This is a genomic window from Vibrio xiamenensis (assembly GCF_900100015.1).
In the GTDB taxonomy this organism is placed as follows: Bacteria; Pseudomonadota; Gammaproteobacteria; order Enterobacterales; family Vibrionaceae; genus Vibrio; species Vibrio xiamenensis.
Genome location: NZ_FNDD01000027.1, coordinates 1 through 13,179, shown reverse-complemented (window position 1 = coordinate 13,179; position 13,179 = coordinate 1). Strand labels below are relative to the sequence as shown.

11 protein-coding genes are annotated in these 13,179 nt (G+C 48.5%); 7 read left to right on the top strand and 4 right to left on the bottom strand.

The genetic code is table 11. From position 1 onward, the window contains the following. Positions 1 to 218: 218 nt before the first annotated feature. Together BLS03_RS18490 and BLS03_RS18485 are read right to left on the bottom strand one after the other, a co-directional pair. Positions 219 to 2,630, bottom strand: coding sequence for a bifunctional aspartate kinase/homoserine dehydrogenase II (locus BLS03_RS18490; RefSeq protein WP_093277551.1), 2,412 nt, complete (start codon positions 2,628 to 2,630; stop codon positions 219 to 221). Then, entirely contained in the window at positions 2,630 to 3,796 is a 1,167-nt protein-coding gene (locus BLS03_RS18485; RefSeq protein WP_093277548.1) for an O-succinylhomoserine (thiol)-lyase, read from the bottom strand. The genes BLS03_RS18490 and BLS03_RS18485 overlap by 1 nt, the downstream gene beginning before the upstream one ends. A 262-nt stretch (positions 3,797 to 4,058) precedes the next feature. On the opposite strand from BLS03_RS18485, the gene metJ reads away from it, so the two are divergent. Then, positions 4,059 to 4,379 (top strand): met regulon transcriptional regulator MetJ, encoded by a 321-nt coding sequence (metJ, locus tag BLS03_RS18480; protein WP_093277546.1) that lies wholly within the window; start codon positions 4,059 to 4,061, stop codon positions 4,377 to 4,379. A 113-nt stretch (positions 4,380 to 4,492) separates the two neighbouring features. On the opposite strand, the gene BLS03_RS18475 is transcribed toward metJ, so the two are convergent. Both BLS03_RS18475 and rpmE read right to left on the bottom strand, forming a co-directional pair. Beyond that, positions 4,493 to 5,767 (bottom strand): malic enzyme-like NAD(P)-binding protein, encoded by a 1,275-nt coding sequence (locus tag BLS03_RS18475; protein ID WP_093277543.1) that lies wholly within the window; start codon positions 5,765 to 5,767, stop codon positions 4,493 to 4,495. A 228-nt stretch (positions 5,768 to 5,995) separates the two neighbouring features. Then, the gene (gene rpmE / locus BLS03_RS18470; RefSeq protein WP_093277540.1) at positions 5,996 to 6,214 is read right to left on the bottom strand and encodes a 50S ribosomal protein L31; all 219 of its coding nucleotides are present in this window, start codon (positions 6,212 to 6,214) and stop codon (positions 5,996 to 5,998) included. A gap of 300 nt (positions 6,215 to 6,514) precedes the next feature. Here rpmE and priA point away from each other — a divergent pair, with 300 nt between their 5' ends. The 6 genes from priA to tnpA all read left to right on the top strand — a co-directional run. After that, positions 6,515 to 8,716, top strand: coding sequence for a primosomal protein N' (gene priA / locus BLS03_RS18465; RefSeq protein WP_093277537.1), 2,202 nt, complete (start codon positions 6,515 to 6,517; stop codon positions 8,714 to 8,716). A 334-nt stretch (positions 8,717 to 9,050) separates the two neighbouring features. Continuing rightward, positions 9,051 to 10,058: a DNA-binding transcriptional regulator CytR gene (cytR, locus tag BLS03_RS18460; RefSeq protein ID WP_093277534.1), complete on the top strand. Its 1,008-nt coding sequence runs from the start codon at positions 9,051 to 9,053 to the stop codon at positions 10,056 to 10,058. A 112-nt stretch (positions 10,059 to 10,170) separates the two neighbouring features. After that, complete coding sequence (gene ftsN / locus BLS03_RS18455) at positions 10,171 to 10,728, top strand: cell division protein FtsN (RefSeq protein WP_093277532.1); 558 nt, start codon at positions 10,171 to 10,173, stop codon at positions 10,726 to 10,728. A 132-nt stretch (positions 10,729 to 10,860) separates the two neighbouring features. Beyond that, the gene (gene hslV, locus BLS03_RS18450) at positions 10,861 to 11,406 is read left to right on the top strand and encodes an ATP-dependent protease subunit HslV (RefSeq protein ID WP_093277529.1); all 546 of its coding nucleotides are present in this window, start codon (positions 10,861 to 10,863) and stop codon (positions 11,404 to 11,406) included. Positions 11,407 to 11,444: 38 nt separating this feature from the next. After that, positions 11,445 to 12,776, top strand: a complete 1,332-nt coding sequence (hslU, locus tag BLS03_RS18445) for an ATP-dependent protease ATPase subunit HslU (protein ID WP_093277527.1) — start codon at positions 11,445 to 11,447, stop codon at positions 12,774 to 12,776. A gap of 185 nt (positions 12,777 to 12,961) precedes the next feature. Beyond that, a partial coding sequence (gene tnpA, locus BLS03_RS18440; protein WP_143015644.1) for an IS200/IS605 family transposase occupies positions 12,962 to 13,179 on the top strand: 218 nt, incomplete at its 3' end.

Here is a 13,179-nt window from a genome sequence, read left to right as displayed (position 1 = left end):
TCAACTATCTCAACATGAATTTTTCTCAAGTTAATAATGAGTAATGCTCAATATGAGACGGCGTTTTGAAAAACAGACATAACCACAAGCATATAGGGCTTTGTATAAAGTGAAAACTGCAGAGAAAAAACAGCCACCAAACCGTCTTAAGTGTGGTGGCTGAAGTAGCACTGCTCAGCAAGAGCAGATTTACCGTCAATGATGTGCACGAGGTAAGCTTAAAGCATGCCTGCCAGGCGGTTAAGGTCTGATTGAAGCGCGCCAGCAGTGACTTCGCGCCCAGCCCCCGGGCCGCGAATGACCAGCGGATTATCTTTGTACCACTTACTTTCGATAGCGAAGATGTTGTCACACGGCAAAAGGTTGGCCAGTGCGTGCTCTTTATCGAGCGCTTCGACACCAACGCTGGCTTGACCGTTTTTCTCAAGGCGCGCGACATAGCGCAGTACTTTCTCTTCGCGTTGCGCTTTTTCCAAGCGCTCCGCCAGACGCTCACTGAGCAGTTGGCTGTTATCGAGAAAATCATCCAATGACAGTTCAATTAGCTCGTCGGGCACTAGTGATTCGACTTTGACTTGCTCAGGTTCAAGCGTCAGCCCTGATTCGCGCGCCAAAATCACCAGTTTACGCATGACGTCGGAACCATCGAGATCTTGGCGTGGGTCCGGTTCGGTAAGGCCTTGTTGCCACGCCAAATCCACCAATTCGGCAAATGGGACGCTACCATCGTATTGCTGAAACAGCCAAGATAAGGTCCCTGAGAAAATACCGGATACCGCGACAATGTCATCACCACTTTCTCGCAGATCGCGCACTGTGTGGTTGATCGGCAGCCCAGCGCCTACCGTGGCGTTGTACAGCCAGTGGCGGTTGATTTTGGCAAACGCATCTTGCACTTGGTGGTAGTACTCACCAGATGCAGAGCCTGCCACTTTGTTGGCCGAAATCAGGTGCATGCCTTGCTCGGCAATTTCGAGATAGCGGCTTGCCAGTTCTTTACTGGCAGTCACATCAAGCACTACTGCGTCATCGTAATCTTGCAGGGCGCCAACTTTTTCGATCCAGTCACTGCCTTCATAGCTGACTGACTCATCGTCAAACTGACTATCAATGCTGGAAACGTCGATGCCTTGCTCGTTAAACCAGTATCTATCGCTGCCAACGACGGCGACCAGCTCAAAGTTCATACCGTGACGCTTTTCCAGCTCGGGCTTTTGCTCGTTGAACAGTTTTAACCAGCTTGAGCCGATGTTGCCTTTGCCACACAAAGCGATGGCAATGCGTTTCTGAGCTTGGAACAGCTGAGTGTGAATGCCGTCGACCAGCGCTTGAGTGTCCGTAGTGCGTAGCACCGCGACCAGACTCAGCGATGATTCGGTTTCTGAGATGAACTCAACCGGTGCATTTTTCAGTTGTTGATAGAAGCCGTAGCAGTGGTGCGGGTTTTTGGTCACGCCTGCGCCTACTGCGGCGACTAAGCAGTAACCTTCTTTGAGCTTTAGCTCAGCTTCGGTGGCGCTATCTTGCAAAAAGCTCAGTGCACCGCTGGCGATTTCAGCGGTATAAGCGAGCTGCAGAATATGCTGATCGCTTTGCGCTTCAAACGCCAGTGGCTGCAACTGCGCACGTTTCAGTGACGCCAAAACATCTTGTTGGTGACGAGCGAAATCATGGCCTGCGGAGAAATTCAGTTCGATCAGTAGCACGTCATCCAACGAGGTAATGATTTTCGCGCCGCGTCCAGATGCCAATACGCGCTCAATGCGCGTCGAGCCAGATTCTGGCTGATAGCTACAACGCAAGTGTAAATCCATCGCGCTCTGCGCCACAGGTTGTAGGGTGCGACTATGCAGCACTGGTGCCGCTAAGCGTGCTAACTCGCTGGCTTCATCTAGGCGTAGCAAAGGCAGCAGGCAAGCTTCAGAAACAATTCGTGGGTCGGCGCTATAAACCCCGGCAACGTCACTCCAAATTGTTACCTGTGCGACTTGCGCCAACGCGCCGATAATGGTTGCGGAGTAGTCAGAGCCGTTGCGTCCCAGCAGTACAGTATGGCCTTGAGTGTTTTGTGCCATAAAGCCTGTGATCACAACTCGGCGCTGTGAATGCTGAGCCAAAATTTCTTTTAGCAGCGGGTATGACGCACCTTGGTCAATTTCAGGTTGGGTACCAGTTTCTGCACGTAAAAAGGAGCGCGAGTCTTGAGCGATGCTCGCCAAGCCCATTTGGTTGAGTAGCGCTGCCAGCAAACGTGCTGACCACGCTTCGCCGTGGCCGAGCACCGCGGCTCGCTGCTCTTGAGTAAACGGGGCGGTGAGTTCACCTAAAGTAGTGAACTCGTCGTTTAAGGTCGCAAGTAGCGTTTCTTGTTGCTGCTCTTCAAGCAATTCGGTGATCAGCTCAGATTGATACTGACGCAGAGATTGCAACACTTCATGGGCAATACGGCCATCTTTGTTGAGCGCATCGACAAATTCAATCAGGCGGTTGGTGGTTTTACCCGCCGCCGAGACAACAATTAGATCATCACTGCCAGAGTACTGCTTCAAAATATTGGCGACACGACGGTAGCATTCCGGATCGGCTAGGCTACTGCCACCAAATTTATGTAACTGACGAGGGTGGGTCATTAACACCCCTCCTTAGAAAGAGTAAAGGCTTGGTTTAAATCGGCAATCAAATCTTCGGCATCTTCAAGGCCGACAGATAGGCGTAGCAATTGATGTGATACGCCAGCTTCTGCCAGTGCTGCTTCTCCCATGGCGCGGTGCGTCATGGTTGCTGGGTGGCAAATTAAGCTTTCCACGCCGCCTAGTGATTCCGCTAGCGAGAACAGTTTGAGGTTGCTGACGAAGGTTTTGAGCTGTTCGTAGCTGCCAGCAAATTCAAAGCTCAGCATTGAGCCAAAGCCTGACTGCTGTTTTTTCGCGATGTCATGGCCTGGGTGATGAGGCAGGCTTGGATGGAAAATTGCGCCCACCAGTGGTTGAGTCTGTAGATATTGCAGAATCTGCTGCGAGCTCTCTTCGTGAACGCGCATACGAGCGCCTAAGGTGCGAATACCGCGCAGAGTCAAATAGCTGTCAAACGGTGTGCCGGTTGCGCCGATACAGTTGCCCCACCAAGCGAGTTTCTCGGCGTGTTCCGCATCTTTGGCGATCACCACGCCGCCAATCACGTCGGAATGACCGTTAATAAATTTGGTGGTGGAGTGAATCACAAAGTCGGCGCCGAGCTCTAATGGCTTTTGGTACACAGGTGTCAAAAAGGTGTTATCGACCGCGACCAAAGCGCCAACTTGTTGCGCTTTCTTGCAGGTTTCGGCGATATCGACCACGCGCACTAGCGGGTTTGATGGGGTCTCCAACAAAATCAGTTTTGGCTTTTTGGCAATCGCGGCGTCAAAAGCTGTTGGGTTGGATTGATCGACAAACTCGACTTTAAAATCGCCTTTTTGAGCGCGGGTATTAAACAGGCGATAAGTACCGCCGTAACAGTCGTGCGGCGCCACAATCAGGTCGTCTGGGCCAATGAAGGCAGAAACCCAAAGGTTGAGGGCTGATGTACCACAGTTGGTCACCACAGCGCCGCTGCCGGATTCCAATTCATACAGAGCTTGCTCAAGCAGACCGCGATTTGGGTTGCCCGAACGGGTGTAATCGTATTTAGGTACTTCGCCAAACGCAGGGAAACCATAGTTGGTCGACAGATAAATCGGTGGCACAACTGCATGGTGTTGAGTGTCGGATTCAATTCCGGTTCTTACCGCAATTGTGGCAGGTTTGTGAGTACTCATAGGATTTCCTTGCGAACAGAATGACTTGTTAATGGGAATGCGCTATACATGGTAACCGATAGGTTATAGAGTGAGCATTGCTGGGCGATTTTTATTCTAAATCTGCGCTGCAAAACATTCCAATTCCTTAATTCCCACACTTTACTTTGCTAAAAATGAGACGTCAACACTTCTAGACGTCTATATGTCTTTGCTTATAGCCTTAAAAGCCGCTAAAATTGTAAGCCTTAAACGAATCCAATAACTTTGATGAAGGTGCGCAATGGCAGACTGGAATGGGGATTACATTAGCCCATACGCTGAACATGGCAAAAAAAGTGAGCAAGTAAAAAAAATTACCGTTTCTATCCCCTTGAAAGTGCTTAAAGTATTGACTGACGAACGTACTCGCCGTCAGATCAACAATCTGCGCCACGCCACCAATAGTGAGCTATTGTGCGAAGCGTTTCTGCATGCTTACACGGGGCAACCACTGCCAACGGATGAAGATTTGCGTAAAGACCGCCCAGACGATATTCCAGCAGAAGTGAAGAAAATCATGACTGAAATGGGTATTGAGTTCGAAGCGTACGACGAAGAGTAAGTTTTCGATATTGATTCAATATCGCTTATGACAGATATAAAAAAAGGTTGGCTTAATGCCAACCTTTTTGTTTGTGTGACACCTGGATGTGAATTATCCAGCCTCATTCTGGTTTAGTCTTGCATGTAGCCTTCAGGCATATCGATGCGCGCGACGCCAGAGTCAACCGCAGCTTGAGCAACGGCGCGAGCAACGCGTGGTAGCAAGCGTTTGTCCATTGGTTTTGGAATGATGTAATCGCGGCCAAAGCTTAGGCTGGTGACGCCCGCAGCTTGCAACACTTCTTCTGGAACCGGTTCTTTGGCAAGTTGACGAATCGCATCAACTGCGGCCAGTTTCATTTCATCATTAATTTCACTGGCGCGAACATCAAGCGCACCGCGGAAGATGAATGGGAAACACAGCACATTGTTGACTTGGTTCGGGTAATCACTGCGGCCAGTACCCATGATCAAATCATCGCGAACTTCGTGAGCCAGCGCAGGTTTGATTTCAGGATCTGGGTTTGAACATGCAAATACCACAGGTTTGTCCGCCATCAGTTTCAATGCTTCAGCTGGCATTAGGTTCGGGCCAGAAACACCGAGGAACAAATCCGCACCTTCAATCACGTCTTCTAGCGTGCGTTTGTCAGTGTTATTGGCAAACAGCTGTTTGTATTCGTTGAGATCGTCACGACGAGTGTGGATCACGCCTTTGCGATCCAGCATGTAGATCTTTTCACGCATCGCGCCACATTTGATCAGTAGCTCCATACACGCGACCGCTGCAGCGCCTGCACCTAAACAGACGATAGTCGACTCTTCGAGTTTTTTGCCTTGCAGTTCAATGGCATTCAACATGCCTGCTGCAGTCACAATTGCAGTACCGTGCTGGTCATCGTGGAACACTGGCACGTCACAGCGCTCGATAAGACGCTTTTCAATCTCAAAACAATCGGGTGCTTTGATGTCTTCTAAGTTGATACCGCCAAAGGTGTCAGCGATGTTTGCAACGGTATCGACGAACTCGTCGATGGTGCGGTGTTTGACTTCAATATCAATCGAATCCAAGCCAGCAAATCGCTTGAACAGAAGTGCTTTCCCTTCCATTACTGGTTTTGAAGCCAGTGGTCCTAAGTTCCCTAGACCAAGAATTGCAGTCCCGTTTGAGATCACTGCAACCATATTGCCTTTTGCTGTGTAGCGATAAACTGTGTCTGGGTTCTGAGCGATTTCACGAACAGGTTCAGCCACGCCTGGGCTATAGGCCAACGCGAGATCATGCGCAGAGTTGGCAGGTTTGGTCAGTTCAACGGAGATTTTACCTGCCGTTGGCTTTGCGTGGTAATCAAGGGCCTGTTGGCGGAATTGTTCTTCCGGTGATAACGCTTGGGTGTCATCAGACATAAGTTAAATGCTCATTTGTTGGGGGAAATATTAGTGTAATGTATGCTTTTCGGGCTGCCTAGATGTAAAGCTGACTTAGATCAGTCAAAGCACGAAAATTTGGGGAGATAAGACCAGATGTCGTATTGTAACGTGTATTTTTGCCGACGTTTGCGGCATAAACCCTAAGTGCAGAGATCAAAAAAGGACGCCTGAGCGTCCTTTTTGTTATCAGCGAAGAGGTAAAAATTACTTCTTGCTTGATAGTGCGCCGAAACGCTTGTTGAAGCGGTCAACACGACCACCGGTATCAACGATACGTTGTTTACCAGTGTAGAATGGGTGACATTTGTCACACACGTCTAGGTGGATAGCTTCTTTGTCTAGCGTTGAGTTGAACTCAAAAGCGTTTCCGCAAGAACAAGTTGCTTTAATTGCTTTGTATTCTGGGTGGATACCAGTTTTCATGGGAGAACCTCAAATTAGGCCGTGTCGCTATCCGAATCTGTGCCGGACACCACACGTAGTTAACAATTTATATGCTGAGATACCGCTGCTCGATCAAACGAATAAGCCATATCATCAAGGCGCAGTATAGTAATGTTTCCGAGTTCGCGAATCAATAGCTTTGCAGTGATTGTTTGCTACTTTTTTCGCCATTTTAGTTTTGAGGCGAGATAACCTTGTGATGTAGTGAGTGGCTATTAACTGGCACAGCGATCGATTAAACTGTGTTTTGTTACCAGAAACCGAGAGTTAGCCGTTTTTATGCAGCCTGCCATTGCGCGTGTCGCGTTACCTGTTCCTTTGGATAAACTGTTTGACTACACCATTCCTGCCACGGCCAAACCTGTGGTTGGTGGGCGTGTGTCAGTGCCGTTTGGACGCCAAACACTGGTGGGGATTGTGGTGGAATTGAGTGATCACTCAAGCTTTGCCGCCAATCAATTAAAACCGCTCTATCAAGTGCTGGACAATGCGCCGCTGTGGCCCGAACCGCTGTATAAACTGCTGCGTTGGTGCAGCCAGTATTATCAATATCCGCTTGGCGATACCCTAAGTAATGCATTGCCAAGCGCGCTGCGTAAAGGCAAAGCCGCTGAGTGGGCCAGCGTGATTGAGTGGCAGGTTACAGAAAGCGGCAAAAATCAATTGATGCAAGGCTTTGGCCGCGCAGTACAGCAAGCCAAAGTGATGCAAATGCTGGCATCCGGGCCGTTGACTCAGCAAGCTTTTATCGATGCTGAAGTGTCAAGTTCGGTGCTCAAAACTTTGAGCGATAAAGGCTGGATCAGCCGTCATGAAAAGAAGCCGCAGCGAGCTGTTTGGCCAGTTGAGGTCGAAGCTCAAGTTGAGAAACCGAAACTTAACCAAGAGCAAGCGGTCGCTATCGCGTCGGTCAATAGTCAACGAGAATTTGGTTGCTACCTGCTCGAAGGGGTGACGGGATCGGGAAAAACCGAGGTGTACCTTAATCTGATTAAGCCGGTACTTGAGCGTGGTCAGCAAGCGCTGGTTCTGGTGCCTGAAATCGGCTTAACTCCGCAAACTATCAACCGATTTAAAAAACGTTTTACCGTGCCAGTGGAAGTGGTGCATTCCGGATTAAATGACACCGAGCGGCTTAATGCTTGGTTGGCAGCCAAAGATAAATCGGCAGGCATTATTATTGGTACACGATCGGCGCTGATGACGCCGTTTGCCAATCTCGGCATCATTATTGTCGATGAAGAACATGACGCCTCTTATAAACAGCAAGACAGTCTGCGTTATCATGCTCGCGATGTAGCGGTAATGCGCGCCAACCAAGAGAACATACCTGTGGTGCTCGGCTCAGCGACGCCGGCGCTCGAAACACTCTACAATGCACAAAGCGGTAAATATCATCATCTTACTTTGACCCAGCGAGCGGGTAATGCGCTGCCAACCACCAATAAAGTGCTCGATATTAAAGGCTTATATCTTGATAGCGGGCTTTCGGCGCCTTTGATTGCCGAAATGCGTCGTCATCTTGTCGCGGGTAATCAGGTGATGCTGTTTTTAAACCGTCGCGGTTTTTCTCCGGCTTTGATGTGCCATGAATGTGGCTGGATTGCCGAGTGTCAGCGCTGTGATGCTTATTACACCTATCATCACGCCAGTAATGAAATTCGTTGCCATCATTGTGGTTCTCAGCAGCCAGTGATTCACCAATGCCAAGGTTGTGGTTCGACTCACTTAGTCACCGTCGGCGTTGGTACTGAGCAGCTCGAAGCTAAGCTTGCTGAGCTGTTTCCTGAATACAAAGCGATTCGTATTGACCGTGACAGCACGAGGCGTAAAGGCAGTTTAGAAACGGCTTTGGAGTCGATTCGCAAAGGCGAATATCAGATTCTGATCGGTACTCAGATGCTGGCCAAAGGCCACCATTTTCCAGATGTGACGCTGGTGGCGCTACTGGATGTTGATGGCTCTTTATATAGTAGTGATTTTCGCGCCTCGGAGCGTTTGGCGCAGTTGTTTATTCAGGTTGCAGGGCGAGCCGGACGCGCAAGTAAACCCGGCGAAGTGATTTTGCAAACTCACCATCCAGAACATAGCCTGCTACAAGCGTTACTCGAAAAGGACTATCGCCATTTTGCCGAATCGGCGCTCAGTGAGCGCAAGGTTGCCGCGCTGCCGCCATTTTCTTATTTGACTCTGTTCAAAGCCGAAGCGAATCAGTCGGCGTTAGTGGAAGACTTTTTACGCCAAGTGCGGCAAACTTTGGAAATCAACCCGGTCTTTGAACAAGGTTGTATGGTGCTGGGGCCAACCCCATCACCGGTTGCCAAGCGAGCAGGGAAATATCGCTGGCAACTGTTAGTCCAGACTCAATCTCGGCCAGTGATGCAAAAACTATTAAATAGCGCCAAGCCTGTGATTCAGATGCTGCCGAATGCGAAAAAAGTGCGTTGGTCGATGGATATTGAGCCGCAAGACTTGAGTTAATGGTAAGCCGCGTAGGTGTTAACAGCGTTAACTGTGCGTGGTGCATTAGCGGCATTGTGGGCGTATCAATTAAAAGACTTGTCACCATTTTTCATTTATTTGTGATGTTAATCACCAATAAACTGCCTTTTTTGTTAATCTAGCCGTAACTTTATGTTTCGAAATGAATAAACTATGTTCTGTAAACTTTGTTATTCATTCTTATGAATAAGGTAAACGTTTTCGTAATGCAATTAAGTTAATATAAGAAATGAGCTTTAGTTCATCAGCAGAATGTATATCTAAAAGAGTAGCGTCTTGGCTACAGTAAAGGAATTGAGAGGGTTATTTTTTTATGGCGACAATGAAGGATGTTGCCCAGCTAGCAGGAGTCTCAACCGCGACCGTATCTAGAGCGTTGATGAATCCTGAAAAAGTGTCTTCAGCAACGCGTAAACGAGTCGAAGACGCCGTACTGGAAGCTGGTTATTCACCAAATTCTTTGGCGCGCAACTTGCGCCGAAACGAATCCAAAACGATCATTGCGATCATTCCGGATATTTGTGATCCCTATTTCACTGAAATCATTCGTGGTATTGAAGATGCCGCCATGGAACATGGTTATATCGTTCTGCTTGGCGACAGCGGACAGCAACGAAAGCGTGAGAGTTCATTTGTGAATTTGGTCTTTACCAAACAGGCAGATGGCATGTTGCTTTTGGGTACCGACTTACCGTTTGATGTCAGTAAGCCGGAACAAAAAAACCTTCCACCTATGGTGATGGCGTGTGAATTTGCACCTGAGCTGGAGTTGCCGACCGTGCATATTGATAACCTTACTTCAGCATTTGAAGCGGTTAACTATTTAACCCAGATGGGGCATAAACGCGTCGCACAGATCTCTGGTCCGGAAACCGCAGCCTTGTGCCAGTTCCGCCATCAAGGATACCAGCAGGCGCTGCGCCGTGCGGGCATCACGATGAATCCGAGTTACACGTTCCATGGGAACTTTAGCTTTGAAGATGGAGCGAAGGCGATTCGTCAATTGCTGGCTCTGCCTGAAGCGCCGACAGCGGTGTTCTGTCATAACGATTCGATGGCAATAGGGGCGATTCAAGAGGCGAAGAAACTTGGATTACGCATTCCGCAAGATCTCTCGATTGTTGGGTTTGACGATATTCAATACGCGCAGTATTGCGATCCACCGTTAACCACCATTTCTCAACCTCGCTATGAGATTGGACGTCAAGCCATGCTGATGATGCTTGAGTTGCTGCGCGGCCACGATGTTCGTGCCGGCTCGCGTTTGCTCGAAACTCAACTGGTAGTACGAGAAAGCGCCGCTCCCCCTCGTTTAGTCTAAATTGACCAGCGGCGCGAAATGATTTAACGCGCCGCTTCCATTTCAAAGCTGTCATCCTTTCGTATTCTGCATTACCATATCGGACTATGTATTTAATTGTTGATGTACGACAGTGGCAAATAAAGATTATGTAAAGCGTGGTCGCGGCACTCCGGCAAAAAAGCCTGCAAAAAAATCCGCACCAGGGCGTAAACCATGGCGCAGTGGATTGATTGCCGTGGCACTCGTTGGGGTATTTGGCTATGGATTGTATATTCTCGGTAATGACCCTGAGCCGCCGAAACCTGCGGTGCAAGAAGTAGAAACTGTGCCCGTTGCGCCAGCAAAACCTAAACCTCAAGAAGTCATACCAACGCCTCCGCAAGAGAAATGGGATTATGTCGATTCTCTGCCGAATCGCGAAATTGAGGTTAAAGCGAAGGAACAAGTGGTTTCTGAAATTCCGTACATCATGCAGTGCGGCGCTTATAAAACCATGGCGCAAGCGGAAGAACGCAAAGCCAATATTGCTTTCCAAGGTTTAACCAGCAAGATTCGCAAAAAAGAGAATAGCAGTTGGTATCGAGTGACTTTGGGGCCTTACAAGTTTAAACGTGAGGCGGAACGCGATAAGCACAAGCTTCAGCGCGCTAAGATCGAGCCTTGTGCCATCTGGAAAGATAATCAGTAATCGTTATGTAAAGGCCAGCAATCTTGTTGGCCTTTGCTTTTTTATTCTCGCTACATCCTCACCTTGAATTTCACGGTCACTATCCTCATATAAACGTTATCTCCCTAGTGAAACGAATAAAGAGGCTCCCACGTGACTACTATCGTATCTGTTCGCCGTAATAATAAAGTTGTCATCGCCGGTGACGGCCAAGTCTCTCTTGGTAATACAGTCATGAAAGGCAATGCACGTAAGGTGCGTCGCCTATATAACAACAAAGTATTGGCTGGCTTTGCCGGCGGTACGGCGGATGCCTTCACCCTGTTTGAGCGTTTTGAAAGCAAATTGCAAATGCACCAAGGCCACCTTACCAAAGCGGCGGTCGAGCTGGCTAAAGATTGGCGCAGCGATCGTGCGCTTCGTAAACTTGAAGCACTATTGGCAGTTGCCGATGAAACGGCATCGCTGATCATTACTGGTAACGGTGATGTTGTGCAGCCAGAGAACGATCTGATTGCGATCGGCTCTGGTGGTAACTTTGCTCAAGCTGCCGCGATTGCCCTATTGGAAAATACCGAATTAGACGCGCGAGAAATCGCAGAGAAATCGCTCAAGATTGCCGGTGATATCTGTGTGTTCACCAACCAATTCCACACTATCGAAGAACTAGAAACAGACGCTGAATCAGCTGAAAAATAAACCGATAGCGTTAACCGAATTAAATTAAGGAATTCTCTATGTCTGAAATGACTCCACGTGAAATTGTTCATGAATTGAATCGCCATATTATTGGCCAAGATAACGCCAAACGTTCAGTCGCCATTGCGCTGCGTAACCGCTGGCGCCGTATGCAGCTTGAAGAGAGCTTACGTGTCGAAGTGTCGCCAAAAAACATTTTGATGATCGGTCCGACCGGTGTTGGTAAAACCGAAATTGCCCGCCGCTTGGCAAAATTGGCCAATGCGCCGTTTATGAAAGTCGAAGCGACCAAATTTACTGAAGTGGGTTACGTGGGTAAGGAAGTCGAAACCATTATTCGCGACCTCACTGACGTAGCAGTTAAAATGACTCATCAGCAAGCGATGGAAAAAGTGAAATTCCGCGCTGAAGAGCAAGCAGAAGAGCGTATTTTGGATGCTCTGCTGCCGCCAGCGCGCGATGCTTGGGGCCAAAATGAGCAAAGCGATGAGCAATCATCTACACGTCAAGCGTTTCGCAAGAAGTTGCGTGAAGGCAAACTCGACGATAAAGAAATCGATATTGAAGTCGCGGCGCCGCAAATGGGCGTTGAAATCATGGCCCCTCCTGGCATGGAAGAGATGACTAACCAGTTGCAAGGTATGTTTGCTAACCTAGCGGGCGACACCAAGAAAAAACGCAAGATGAAAATCAAAGACGCGTTTAAAGCGCTGACGGAAGAAGAAGCGGCGAAATTGGTTAACCAAGAAGAGCTAAAAGAGCAAGCGATCTATAACGTTGAAAACAACGGCATCGTGTTTATCGATGAAATCGATAAGATCTGTAAGCGTGGCGAAAGCTCCGGTCCTGATGTGTCTCGTGAAGGGGTGCAACGTGATTTGCTACCGCTTATCGAAGGCAGCACCGTCTCGACGAAACACGGTATGGTACGCACTGACCACATTCTGTTTATTGCCTCAGGCGCGTTCCAAGTGGCGCGTCCATCAGACTTAATTCCAGAGTTGCAAGGCCGTCTACCGATTCGCGTTGAGCTGGATGCGCTGTCGTCTGATGACTTCAAACGTATTTTGACTGAGCCAAAAGCGTCGTTGACTGAGCAGTACATAGCGCTAATGAAAACAGAAGATGTCACGATTAGCTTTACCGACGACGGTATTCAGCAAATTGCTGATGCTGCATGGCAAGTGAACGAAACCACTGAAAATATCGGTGCCCGTCGCCTGCACACTGTGATGGAGCGTTTGATGGACGAGATTTCGTTCGATGCCACCGATAAGTCGGGCTCAAGCTTTGAGATTGACGCGGCTTACGTGAAAGCACGTTTAGGCGGCTTTATCGAAGACGAAGACTTAAGCCGCTTTATTCTGTAAGCGCTGCACGAACTCAACGTTCAAAAGCACGATCAAAAAAGCTCGCCAATTGGCGAGCTTTTTTATTGTCAGCTCTAAACCACCGCCTAGGGCGGTGGTGATTGTCCCTTGGGGCTATTGCCCGAAGGAATGCCCATGTTAGAAGTAAGTCTCTTATTCACCACAAGTAAGAGGAAACTAAAAACATGGGCGACTACAGAAGTTCATCACATGTATATTGGCGTTGTAAATACCACATAGTATGGACGCCGAAGTATAGATTTAAGATCTTGAAAGGTAATGTAGGTAAGGAGCTTTACCGCTCGATCTACATTTTGTGCAATATAAAAGATTGTGAAGTCTTGGAATTAAATATTCAGCCAGATCACGTTCACTTGGTTGTGATAGTCCCACCGAAAGTATC

What these genes read in the sequence shown, in the direction of transcription:
- BLS03_RS18490 (WP_093277551.1), bottom strand. Translation starts at nt 2,630, where the DNA reads ATGACCCACCCTCGTCAGTTACATAAATTTGGTGGCAGTAGCCTAGCC.
- BLS03_RS18485 (WP_093277548.1), bottom strand. Translation starts at nt 3,796, where the DNA reads ATGAGTACTCACAAACCTGCCACAATTGCGGTAAGAACCGGAATTGAA.
- metJ (WP_093277546.1), top strand. Translation starts at nt 4,059, where the DNA reads ATGGCAGACTGGAATGGGGATTACATTAGCCCATACGCTGAACATGGC.
- BLS03_RS18475 (WP_093277543.1), bottom strand. Translation starts at nt 5,767, where the DNA reads ATGTCTGATGACACCCAAGCGTTATCACCGGAAGAACAATTCCGCCAA.
- rpmE (WP_093277540.1), bottom strand. Translation starts at nt 6,214, where the DNA reads ATGAAAACTGGTATCCACCCAGAATACAAAGCAATTAAAGCAACTTGT.
- priA (WP_093277537.1), top strand. Translation starts at nt 6,515, where the DNA reads ATGCAGCCTGCCATTGCGCGTGTCGCGTTACCTGTTCCTTTGGATAAA.
- cytR (WP_093277534.1), top strand. Translation starts at nt 9,051, where the DNA reads ATGGCGACAATGAAGGATGTTGCCCAGCTAGCAGGAGTCTCAACCGCG.
- hslU (WP_093277527.1), top strand. Translation starts at nt 11,445, where the DNA reads ATGTCTGAAATGACTCCACGTGAAATTGTTCATGAATTGAATCGCCAT.